Source organism: Paenibacillus agricola, from assembly GCF_011440305.1.
Classification (GTDB): domain Bacteria; phylum Bacillota; class Bacilli; order Paenibacillales; family NBRC-103111; genus Paenibacillus_S; species Paenibacillus_S agricola.
On the sequence record NZ_JAAOIW010000046.1, the window covers coordinates 1 to 11792 of the forward strand.

Annotated in this window: 14 protein-coding genes; all 14 read right to left on the reverse strand. The window is 41.9% G+C overall.

Annotated features, from left to right (window positions below; genetic code table 11):
• Positions 1-356: 356 nt before the first annotated feature.
• Positions 357-782: a PAS domain-containing protein gene (locus tag G9U52_RS38560; RefSeq protein WP_166158719.1), complete on the reverse strand. Its 426-nt coding sequence runs from the start codon at positions 780-782 to the stop codon at positions 357-359.
• The gene (locus G9U52_RS38565; protein WP_166158733.1) at positions 779-1480 is read right to left on the reverse strand and encodes a cache domain-containing protein; all 702 of its coding nucleotides are present in this window, start codon (positions 1478-1480) and stop codon (positions 779-781) included. The genes G9U52_RS38560 and G9U52_RS38565 overlap by 4 nt, the downstream gene beginning before the upstream one ends.
• A 9-nt stretch (positions 1481-1489) precedes the next feature.
• Entirely contained in the window at positions 1490-1855 is a 366-nt protein-coding gene (locus tag G9U52_RS38570) for a ligand-gated ion channel (RefSeq protein WP_166158722.1), read from the reverse strand.
• A 723-nt stretch (positions 1856-2578) separates the two neighbouring features.
• Positions 2579-5380 carry a sensor domain-containing protein gene (locus G9U52_RS38575; protein WP_166158725.1) on the reverse strand — a complete coding sequence of 934 codons (2802 nt, stop codon included), beginning with the start codon at positions 5378-5380 and terminating at the stop codon, positions 2579-2581.
• A gap of 730 nt (positions 5381-6110) precedes the next feature.
• Entirely contained in the window at positions 6111-6347 is a 237-nt protein-coding gene (locus G9U52_RS40655) for a chemotaxis protein CheW (protein WP_243767808.1), read from the reverse strand.
• Complete coding sequence (locus tag G9U52_RS38580) at positions 6266-8155, reverse strand: chemotaxis protein CheA (RefSeq protein ID WP_243767809.1); 1890 nt, start codon at positions 8153-8155, stop codon at positions 6266-6268. Before G9U52_RS38580 ends, G9U52_RS40655 begins: the two co-directional genes overlap by 82 nt.
• 14 nt (positions 8156-8169) lie before the next feature.
• Positions 8170-8337, reverse strand: coding sequence for a chemotaxis protein CheW (locus tag G9U52_RS41530; protein ID WP_311764997.1), 168 nt, complete (start codon positions 8335-8337; stop codon positions 8170-8172).
• Entirely contained in the window at positions 8331-8591 is a 261-nt protein-coding gene (locus G9U52_RS41535; protein ID WP_311764998.1) for a chemotaxis protein CheW, read from the reverse strand. The genes G9U52_RS41530 and G9U52_RS41535 overlap by 7 nt, the downstream gene beginning before the upstream one ends.
• Positions 8592-8666: 75 nt before the next feature.
• Entirely contained in the window at positions 8667-8975 is a 309-nt protein-coding gene (locus G9U52_RS38590) for a hypothetical protein (RefSeq protein WP_166158727.1), read from the reverse strand.
• A 4-nt stretch (positions 8976-8979) separates the two neighbouring features.
• Positions 8980-9084 carry a methyl-accepting chemotaxis protein gene (locus G9U52_RS41210; protein WP_279538860.1) on the reverse strand — a complete coding sequence of 35 codons (105 nt, stop codon included), beginning with the start codon at positions 9082-9084 and terminating at the stop codon, positions 8980-8982.
• Positions 9085-9098: 14 nt separating this feature from the next.
• Positions 9099-9449 carry a hypothetical protein gene (locus G9U52_RS41215; protein ID WP_279538861.1) on the reverse strand — a complete coding sequence of 117 codons (351 nt, stop codon included), beginning with the start codon at positions 9447-9449 and terminating at the stop codon, positions 9099-9101.
• Complete coding sequence (locus G9U52_RS40665) at positions 9344-9565, reverse strand: hypothetical protein (protein ID WP_311764999.1); 222 nt, start codon at positions 9563-9565, stop codon at positions 9344-9346. Before G9U52_RS40665 ends, G9U52_RS41215 begins: the two co-directional genes overlap by 106 nt.
• Positions 9566-9714: 149 nt before the next feature.
• A complete protein-coding gene (locus tag G9U52_RS38605) occupies positions 9715-11328 on the reverse strand; it encodes a nitrate- and nitrite sensing domain-containing protein (protein WP_166158731.1) in 1614 nt (537 codons plus the stop codon).
• Positions 11325-11561, reverse strand: a complete 237-nt coding sequence (locus G9U52_RS39645; RefSeq protein ID WP_207953480.1) for a hypothetical protein — start codon at positions 11559-11561, stop codon at positions 11325-11327. The genes G9U52_RS38605 and G9U52_RS39645 overlap by 4 nt, the downstream gene beginning before the upstream one ends.
• Positions 11562-11792 lie beyond the last annotated feature (231 nt).

Sequence of the window (11792 nt, forward strand, 5' to 3'; positions counted from 1 at the left end):
GAAACGAAGGAGTGGCTGCAAACTCAGCAATTAACTTAAAACCATGGCTGGATAGGCCTTTATTTTTTTGACGGAGTGGCTGGTTTTTAAATGACTACGTGGCTGGATTTTCAGTTGACAAATACACTTCATGGCTTCTTCGGTTTAAATGGCATTTTGTCCATCTCCCTGCACACAAAAAAAGCCACTCTTTTGAGTGACCATTGACCTATTCTAAGGGGTGCTTTACAATAATCGCTTGCCATTAGCAGGATTCATCTGAAACGGACTATCTCCGAAACTTCGCCTTCCACTAGCCGTTCTTCTCTTTATATCTTATAAAACATGTAAATTGAGTGAGGCGCGCAGCATCAGTGCTAACAGTTCTCTGGACGATTTGGTGTTTGTTTTCCGCATAATACTCGCAGCTTGGTGAATTTGTCCACCGTTTCTTCCATGTCCTTGGGGTGAACGAGTGAGGTAAGCGGATGGGCCAGCATTTCTTCCTTCGAATACCCGAGTGTTGTTTCCCACGCAGGATTAATATCTCTAAATGTACCATCCAAAGTTGAAACCACTATCAAATCAAAAGATAAAGCATATAATTGATCCTTTTCCTTCAAAAGATGCTCGGTTGTTTGTTGCTGCTCCCTGATTTCTGTATTTTGCGCAATAATCTCTTCATTTTGCGATTCCAGATTATCGAACAGTTCCCTTAAGTTAACGGTCATTTTTTGTATGGCGAAAGCTAAACGTCCGATTTCATCTTTCCTCGTCGTATACTTTGGAAGATTAATGCTCAATTGCCGTGCGACACCTCTTCGACCAGAGAAATGGTATGGTGAAGCGGTTTAATCGTCCGCCGGATCAACGCTGAGACCATCAGCATGACTAATAGCAGGATAACAATGGATATGGAGACAGCCCACAGCAGAATCCGATGATAAGCGTCCAGCATACTGTTTATGGGTATTACGGACTGATAGGTCCAGTAGCCATCGATTCCATTAATTTGAATAGGCCCGAATACTCTCTTAACCATCGTATTTAACGTTGGGGAGTTGTCATCCATATCAATGGAAAGGCCTTTTGAAATAAATGGGATAATCTCGGCATTTTTGTCGAACATTTCTCCGTTAAGCCTTGGGTCGAGTCCATGCACAATATAAGATCCATGATCGGTCAATATGCTTGAAAATCCACCCATGGGTCTTATTCCGTTAACGAGCTCCTGTAAGTAGCTGATATCATAATCGATACCGATTACTCCCAGAAACTTATCGTTCCTGTCTATGATAGGAAGGATAACGGACGTAATCAACATTTGCTGATTATCGACGCTATATATGTAAGGTTCCAACCATACCGGTTTTTTGGTTTGTTTCGGAAGCATATACCAGGTTGCATTCGGATCGTCATAATCGGTAATCGGTAATGACCGGACATTCCCGTTTTGTCTAATCCACCACGGAATGAAACGACCCTTATTATCAGGATCAATTAATGCATATTACTTATCTTTGCCATCAAAAGCTTCGGGTTCCCATGTCATGTAAACGTCGAGGACATCTTTGTTATTACTAAGATAATCAATCAGCATTTGATTGGTTTGTTCGCGGGATATTACTTGCTGTTCACTCAAAAGCATAATTTCCCGTTTGAGCTGATCCAGATTTTCCTTTGGAATATTAAACTTGGAACTAATCTCATTGCCGTAGTTTTTTGCCGTTAGCCTTGCATAATCCTCACCTTTCTTCAGACTGCTATCATAGGCGATCTTCAAAATGACTGAGGTTAAAATAAAAAAACCGAACAGGAGCACGATGCCCAAAAACAAATTAATTCTCGCTGCTAAATTCAAGTTACTTAATTTCACTATAAACCATCTCCCGGGAAATTCTATTCATACAAAGTCTATTTTCTTAATTCAAGGTCTGTCCTATAATTCAAGTGAATATATAATTTTTTATAACAATCAAGTCATAGGTAAACCTAATAACCACATTACATGTCCATAAAGGGTAAATTTCTTGTCTAGTAATTCCATTTCTAACCTTAACATCAGTTCATTTCCAACGGGAATTTTCACGCATTCAGATCTCTTTTTTTGAATATGACTTGGCTGGTGATAAATAAAAAAGCTGTAACAATAGCTAAATTGACAATCATTTCTTCAAGGTTAGATAGATACACATTCATATGAAATTCTCCTACTAGTAGTTTCAATTTATATTTGTTAGTTCTGTTATATACATTATTGTCAGTGCATAAAATAGATGATATTCTACCTCTTAATCCTCCGTAAACGAAAAAAGAGTGCGCATCCGCCGAATTATTGCGGAACAACACAATGCATAATATGTTCACCGATAAGTTCCGACATTTCTAGGGAGCTGAACGCCCGGCAACCATGCTGCGATCTTCGTTTATCTGGTGATCACCGGTAATCGAAGTTCATTTTCATGGTTGCGTAATAAGCTATTCGGCAGCGTGTAGCATCTTTGGCGTTATTTCGTTATACGTTATATGGAGACCCGCTGGATAAATTTGAAGAACAGTAAAATTTACTCTTTAGAACTCAATTCCGCTGCAACCTCCTTCACTTTGTCCAAACCATTTCAAATTCTCTGGCAGGTACCGGTTTACTGATAAAAAAACCTTGAATCTCATCACATTTATGTTGTTTCAAAAATTGTAGTTGTTCAGCTGTCTCGACACCCTCAGCAATAACTCTCAAATTTAAACTTTTCGCCAGATTGATGATTGTCGTCACAATCATCGTATCCGTTGGATCCATATGAATATCGTTAATAAAGGATTTATCAATTTTCAAAGAGTCTATCGGCATACGTTTCAAATAGCTTAGGGACGAGTAACCCGTACCGAAATCATCGATCGACATATAAATACCCATTGCCTTTAATTCAAACAATTTATGGATCGATTCTGTGTTTTGCATGACGCTTTCCGTAATCTCTAACTCCAGGCACTTCGGGTTCAACTGGGAGTCTTTCAATATCCGTCTGACGGTAGATACCAAGTTTTGCTGCCGAAATTGTAATGTGGAGACATTTACCGCAACACGGATCGACGGAAAGCCGGAATTTTGCCATTTCATACATTGCGTGCACGCTGTTTGCAGAGCCCATTCACCAATGGACGCGATCAACCCAATTTCCTCTGCAACGGGGATAAATTCAACTGGAGAAATCATTCCCATTTCCGGATGATGCCAACGGATCAATGCCTCTACTCCTGAAATATCACCGGTTACCAGATCCATTTTGGGTTGATAATAGAGCTCGAACTGATTTTTTTCCAGCGCTTCCCGCAATCCTTTATCGATTTCCATTTTACGTTCCGTTTTATCATTCATGAACGAGGCAAAGAAATGATGATTGTTTTTTCCGTTGTCTTTTACATAATACATGGCCATATCCGCATTTTTGATCAAGCTTTCGACATCTTCACCGTCATGGGGATACAAGCTAGTACCTATACTCGGTGTGGTGAAAAGCTGAAAACCATTAATGTTATACTTACAAGATACCTTCTTGATAATCCTTTCTGCTACTTGAGTTACTACGGTTTGATCAATATCTTGCATTAAGATGATAAACTCGTCTCCGCCTAAACGGGCAACCGTATCTCCTTCTCGAACACACGTTATTAACCTGCTCGCGACTTCCACCAGAAGAAGATCTCCGATTTCATGCCCTAATGTATCATTAACCATCTTGAATTTATCCAGATCTATAAACATCGTCGCTAATGTAGTATTAGTGCGTTTTGCATTCACTAGAGCCATCGTCAAACGATCCGTAAATAACCTGCGATTAGGCAATCCGGTTAAGGAATCATAGTAGGCGTAATGTTTGATTTTCTCTTCGTAACTCTTCCTTTCGATAACATCTCGAAATACCATAACAATTCCAGCCATTTCCCCTTGATCGTTGAGAATTGGAGCCGCACTGTCATCAATAGGTATTTCAGCCCCATCTTTGTTAATGAGAACCGTATGATTCGCCAGACCTACAATACGCTTTTCCTTGATTACTTTATTGACGGGATTTGTCACCAACTGGCGGGTTTCTTCATTGACGAGGTGAAGCACTTCTTCAATATTCTTGCCTAACCCATCTTTTTCTTTGCAGGCCGTCAAGGTCTCCGCAATTGGATTCATAAATGTTACTTTTCCGGTGATATCGGTTGCAATGACTCCGTCACCGATACATTTTAATGTTGTGGAAAACCACTCCTGGCTTTCACGAAGATTTTGTTCCATGCGCTGATGTCCTGTAATATCAACAAATACGCCGACAATTTGGATAAGATTGTTTGATTGATCGAATATGGGGGTGATGCGATTTCGAATCGTGCGAACTTCTCCAGTGGAATGAATAATACGATGCTCATGAACCGATGCTCTTCCGGACAATATGTCCTTCTCTTGAATGCCAATTAAATCCATGTCATCTGGATGGGTTCGATCCTTCCAAAACGTCGGATTATCGTAAAATGCTTGAACAGGGTATCCGTATATAGTTTCAATCCCTTGCGATAACATGTATTCATTCGTTCTTAAATCCACGGACCAAACTCCTGCATCAATGGTATCAACAAGTTGTTGTAACTGGGACTTACTTATTTCCAATTCTTTAGCATAATAAGTTATTTTCTCTTCTGCAGCTTTACGTTCCGAGATATTTCGGTAATATATGGAGAGACCGTCTTTGGTTGGGAAGGCACGGAGTTCATACCACCGTTTGGTTAAAGGTGAAAACTCTTCAAATTCCACAACTACCTTTTCGGTTAAAGCTTTATGATAGGCTGGATAAAATCTAGTTTCAAGAAGGGATGGAAACTCTTCCCACAAATTTTTTCCGATTAAATCTTTAGCGGTTCTCCCAAGGTATTTTTGGCCTGTTTGATTCAAATAAGTAATGTTCCAAGAATTATCTATAGCAAAAAAAGCATCCGTAATGCTTTCTAAAATGCTTGTGACCAGTTCATTCGATTCTTTTAGTTCTTTTTCCGCACGTAATTGTTCGGTAATATCTCTATAGACTACATGAATGGCCTGTTTGCCCAAGTATGTAATGAGCATCGATTTAATACTCACTTCTATACGTTGTCCATCTTTTCCAATCAATGATATATTGCGCGTATTTGAGGGTTTACCTTCCCGTAACATTTTGTTAACATGGTTTCTGCTTTCTTCCAAAGAGTCCGGATGTATGATTTCCGAGAGACTTTTCCCAATCAGTGATTCCGTATCCGATCCGAGAAGATCCGCTCCCGCTTTATTTATATAAACTAACGTATGGCCGCAATGAATAGCGACAGGATCGGGAGAAGTTTCTACTAAATATCGAAAATGCTCGTTATGTTGAAAATCCATATGCCTATATACCTACCCCACTAAAATAAAGTTTAAAAACTATTAAATCAAGCCTGTTGATTAACCATTTTATAGGTTGTTTCCTTCAGAAGTGTTTGAACAAGGTTTGTAAACGTGGTCGACTTTTTCATGAGGTCGCCTCTTTCAAATCGTGTTGTGTGGTGCAAATGATTCTACCGATCTTTTTTCAATTTACGGTTACTTATTTTGGTTAATCAACAGACTTGCTATTAAATGTCTGATTCTGTCTATTATAACTACCATAACCTATATATTTGTTTCATGTAAATGAAAATAACTAGCGGAACCACGCAGAAATTTTGCGGGACGTCTAAACAAAACACCTACCTTTATTAAAAATGTTCGGGAACTGCCGCGGACGGTCGCCTGAGGCAGTACCCTTTCTTTTGCATATATACTGTTCCGCTCTACTTCCGGTAGCCTTCTGATGATTGAATTATTAAGCCCTCATGTCCCGTTAGCGCACTAACTGGTACCCCAATTGTGGAAACACTTGCTCGAAATTGCTTGAATAAAGGACGGTAGTGAGGGAGTTGGAATTGTCCGACAATACCTTGTACCGTTGGATAAGAAAAAAAGGCCCATGCGATTCTTTCTATAAGGTCTTAAAAGAAAAAGACATGCAGCATCATCGAGGAAGAAGCAATAAACCCGGTGCCAAACCGATCTCCACGCATTGTGCAACAGACCCTATCATCTTTGGATCACGTTACCCCCGAACGGTCATTGCACCGATACAGCATATACCGGCCACCTCCAAAATTAAGGCCACTCGGTCGTCTCCCAGGATCGTAGCTCCGGAAATGCAATCGCTCTTGCCAACATATGCTCCCAACGATTTCACAACAATTTCTTGATTGCCTATCAGGTCGTCGACGAGCAGAGCGATGCGTTTTTCCGCCGTGCCGACAACGACAATCGGCAGCTGTTTCTTTTTCTGCTGCATCCGCGGAATATGGAAATAATCGTGAAGGCCAGACGACTGGCAAGACCCGTTCCCGAATCACCACCACGGAGCCCCCCCTTGATTGTTTGGATCGCTTCCAGGGGCATTCGGACAATTTCCACGACGCTGCTCATCCGCAGGATAAACGTCCTCCCGTTTAGCTTGATTAAAAGCCCGGTAATGATTGCTAAGGTTAACGGCAGTTTAATCTTAAAGCGGGTACCCTCTCCCAGCTTGGTCTCAATAACAATCACACCGCTTAGCTTCTCGATATGATCCCGTACAATATCCATCCCGACTCCCCGCCCGGAGACGTCGCTTACGGACGATGCGGTGGAAAATCCCGGGCGGAAAATCAAGTTAATCGCCTCTTGAACGGAGATTTTTTTTTGTTCTTCTTCCGAAATGACGCCTTTTCGAAGGGCGGAACTCCTGATTTGGTCGGGATCGATTCCGGCGCCGTCGTCTTCTACCATGATGACCACCTGATTTTCTTCGTGTGCAGCGGTAATTCGCAGTCGATCTTTGGGAGGTTTCCCGTTGTGCTTCCGTTCCTCAGCCGATTCGATGCCGTGATCGACCGCGTTGCGGATTAAATGGATGAGAGGATCACCTATTTCTTCAATCACTGTACGATCCATTCCCGTCTCTTTTCCCTCAATAACAAGCTCCATTTCTTTATTCAGCGATTGGGCCAGATCCCGGACCATCCGGGGGAAACGGTTGAACAACTGTTCGATCGGATGCATCCGAACTTTCATGACGTTCTCCTGCAGTTCACCGATCACACGGGAAACATGATCGGAAATTTGCCCAAGTTCCTCCACATTGTCATCGGACGTATAGCGGTGATGTAGAATATTCCCGACCTGACTGATCCGGGTTTGGTCAATAACTAATTCTCCTACCAAATTCATCAGAAGCTCCAAACGTTCCACATCCACCCGGATCGTCTGTGTTTTACGTTTTCCTTCTTCAATAACCGTCTGTTTGCCCTTGGGTTTTACGGATGCGCTCACTGCAAGTTCAGTTATACTTTCCACATTCGGCGGTAAATAAGGAGAAATCCGTACATCGGCAACATCCATGATAGAAAGCAGGGCGGTCTTCACCAGCGACGGCTCAGCCTGGCTGGCGAGCAGAAATTGAACCCCCTCCAATGAGGAGGCTTCTTCCTCTCCGAGATCTTCGAGAGAAGGCACGGTTTGCAAAACGTCTCCCCAGGAATCCAACTGATTGAAAATAATATAAGCACGGGCCGATTTCATCTGGCAATCCGGGGCAAATCCAACATGAATGTCGAGAACGTTTAAACTTTGTTCTTGCGCTTCTTGAACCTTCAAAAATACTTCCAAACCTCCGGTACAAAGAAGACGTGAGTCCTGAACTGCCCCTTTTCCTTCTGTCGGATGATCTTTCAAATCAACACTAAAGCGTTGCAGTTCGTTCACGATGGGGCTGATCTCCGTGGATATGCCTGCACCTACCACAAACTCTTCTTTCAATATCCTTAGATAATCCATACATTTAAATAACAGTTTGATCATCGCGTTGGTCACCTGCAAACGATGGGTGCGCACCTCATCCAGGATATGCTCCATTTCATGTGTCAGCTGCTTCATTTCTTCAAAACCCATCGCTGCAGAAGACCCTTTCAGCGTATGGGCTGCCCGGAACAGGCTCTGAATCGTTTCTTCCGACTCTCCGGCTTGCTCCAGCTTCAATATTTCCTGATCCATCGTTGGCAGTTGATCTTCGACTTCGTCCAAAAATACACCAGTCAACTCCAATAAATATGATGCATCCATTAGTCTTTCACCCCCTATTCATAAAGCACTTGATCCAGCTTCAATACGCTGACCAAGCCATTTTCTGTGCTTCCGATACCTGTGAAATAAGAACCGTGTACGCTGCCAATTTGTTCGGGAGGGGGCTGTACGTCCGAAAACGTAGTCACTTGATTTAACCGGTCGACGACAATGCCTACCATTTCATCGGCGTGATTGACACCACGATGCGGGTCGATTTCGTATTGGATTCTTCCACTAAGCCGAATCGATTCCGCAAACTGATAATCGGTACAATTTTGCCCCGTAGGTTAATCACCCCTTTCACATATGACTTACTATTGGGGATCTCGGTAATGTCCAGCATCTTGATAATTTCATGGATATTATCAATACGCAGTGCATATTTTTCTTTCCCAATACCGACTTCAATGTATTGATCCTGCTTAGCTTCCATGTGTCACCTGCTTTCTTGTTTTAAAGGGGAACCCCATTCTATTTAGATTAAGGTTATCATCTTGTTCTGATCAAGCTAGTTAATTTTAAAGTTAGATACCGAGTTGCTCAGTTCCTCCGCCAATTTCGCCAGCGACTGGATCGCAGAAGCGGTCTCCTCGCTGCTGGCCGCTGCTTCTTCCGTTGCGGCGGGAATACTTTCAATGGAAGCCATCACCTCAGAGGATTGAGCGGCCTGTTCTTCACTTGCGGCGGGAATTTCTGTGACCTTATTGGCGGAATCGTTGACCATCCAGATGATATTCTCAAAAGCTTCTCCGGTTTTTTGCGACAAATCGACGCCTTCACCCACTGCTTTTACGCTTTGCTGGGTATTTTCCTGCATTCCTTTAATAATGGAGCGATTTGCTTGGTCGCTTCACTGTTTCGGCCAGCTTACGCAATTCATCGGCAACGACCGCAAACCCGCAGCCTTGGTATCCAGCCCGCGCCACTTCAATTGCCGCGTTCAGTGCGAGCAGATTCGTCTGATCGCAATGTCGTTGATAACTTCAATAATTTCCCCGATTTTGTTGGAATCCTCTTCCAACCGTGACATCTGTTGATTGACGCGATTCATGCCATCAATGGAGGAGCGAACCACTTTTCCCCCATCCTGGGCAATGTCCATCGTTTTATTGGATAATTCCGACGCTTGTTCCGCACTTCGCGCAACGGAATCAATGGCGGTGGACAAATCTCTAAACAGCTCGTTCATCGTTTGGGCGGCATTGGACTGACTTGCGCTGCCGCTGGCAATCTCCTCGGTGCTGACCGAGATTTGTTGCGACGCAGCGGAGACGCTTTCCGCCGAAGCCAAGATCCCACAGTTTTTCTTAAGTTCAATACCATGTCATTACAAGAACGGGCCAATATTGCGATTTCGTCTTTACTTTTAACGCTTAACAAATCCACTGTTAAATCGCCACTTGTCACTTTTCCAATCGTGTTGGTGACTATGATCAAAGGCTTTGAAATGTTCCTGATAAAGAAGACAGTTGTCAAAATGGCTGCAATTACAGCAATAATAATTAGTAATGACAGTATCCAAATAGAACTCTTACTTAACGCTACCTGGTTAAGGGTTAAATCTGTTGTATTAACCGCATCAACCGGGAGGAATAATGTAAAACAGCTTCCTTCCCCTTCTTTACTTTCCAACTGAATTTCACCACCCAGTAGACGATTTTTTGCAACTCCAGATACTGCGTCTTCTCTTCCATCTCCTCATTAAGAGCTTGCAATTCTTCACTTTGAATCTTCAGCTTTTCTTCAGATTTCTTCAACATGTCGGTTTGTTCTGTAAGTTCTTCATTCGACACGCGCAATTCTTCCTGCTGCAGTTGCGCTTCCTTAGCCAACATAAGTGCTTTTTCAGCCAACAGCTCTGCTTCCATGAGTGATTCTTCCGTACGTTGACGGCTGGCGGCACTATTAATGACTACACCTAATGGGGTAGACAATAATTCCAGTAAATTTTGCTGTATCGGCGTGAATGGTTTGAAAGACGCCAATTCAATAACCGCAACAACCTCATCCTCAAATAAAATAGGCAACACGAGAATAGCCAAAGGCTTACTTTCTCCTAGACCCGAACTGATTTGAATATAGTCATTGGGTACCTGTGTTAACAAAATAGGTTTTTTCTCCATCGCGCATTGACCAATCAACCCTTCTCCCAACCGAAACCGATTGGACAAATGCTTTCTCTCTACATACGCATAGCTGCCGAGTAATATGAAATCCCCCAATTGCTCAGAGTTTTTGCCGAACTCTTTTACATAGAACACTCCTTGTCCCACTTCGATCAGCTTGGAGATTTCAGAAATCAACATTTTTACCAGCAGCTGCAGGTCAGTTACTCCTAGAGACAGTTCTGTTAAACGAGCAAACTCCGTCTTTAACCAATACTGCCGCTTACTTTCATCCATCGTTTTCTGGAAGGACAACAATATTTGTATAAGCAGGGTGATGGAAATTGTAAATATTAATAAATTTAACAAGATTACAAAAATGAGCGAACGCAATGCGCCACTCTTCAACTGTTCTATTTGGTTAATGACAATATTCGAATATTGTTCTTCCACTTGCTTTAACAAATCAATGATTACTGTTGAATGATTGAACCAATACCCTGGATCTACAACCAGTTTTTTTCCTTCTTCCGCATTTAAGACAATTTGTCGCATACGGTCAACCTCACTGACAGCTTCTCCTTTGACTGTGGATTTATACAAACGGAGCGCTTCCGGTGTTGCAAACGAGGTAAAGACGTTGAAATGAAGCTTTTTCTCACTTTCTAATAAACCTTCCCGATAAACATCCGTAGGAGAAATTTGATCCTCAGAAAAAATATGATTCAGAAGCATCCTTTCCTGACTTAAAGCAAACTTACTTCTGGAAAAATGAATATACGCAGAAAGCTTATTCGATATTTCCGTGTCAGAGTTCAATAGCTTTACATTTTCCATCAAACTGAACAACGTTTCGATCGAATTATAATAATAGGCAAGGATCGTCTTCTCATCAGATGTATTCTCATCAATGAAGGTTCGTTCCATTGTCAGCCTATCCAGCATGCCCATCGATTGGGAAAGTTGCTTTGCAAAAGTCTCGCCAAAATAATTTTCCGAAATCGCTCTCGAGTTTTCCTTTAGAATATCGATACTTTGGTTCGTTTCCTTTCGCTGTTCCATCATATTATTCTGAATGATTGTTTTTTTTTGCTTAAATAACCGGATACCAACCCTCTTTCTTTTTGTAGCTCATGGATGACATCATTTGTATTTATTGCAAGTTTTGTCATACCTTCGGACTGATTCATTTCACTTAAATGGTTCACTTTATCAATAACCTCTATGATTGAGAAATAAAGCAGACCCAGCATTGGGATTAGAACCATAATCATGATTTTAATTTTTAAATTTTTCATCCAAAGTATGATGAAGACCCCTTTTCCCCGTGAATCTAGAAATTGACTAGTATTTCGACATAATTCACCATGCCTTTAGTTCGACATTTTTTTCTTTAACATTCGAATGAATTTCATAAAGATTAATACTTGGAGCCGTACTGACAGAATAATGAAGTCGGGTTTAAAAAATTAAGAGACTTTCTTGGCAGAGCGTTTCAGGATCTGGTTCCATCGATCCACGGTTAGTTT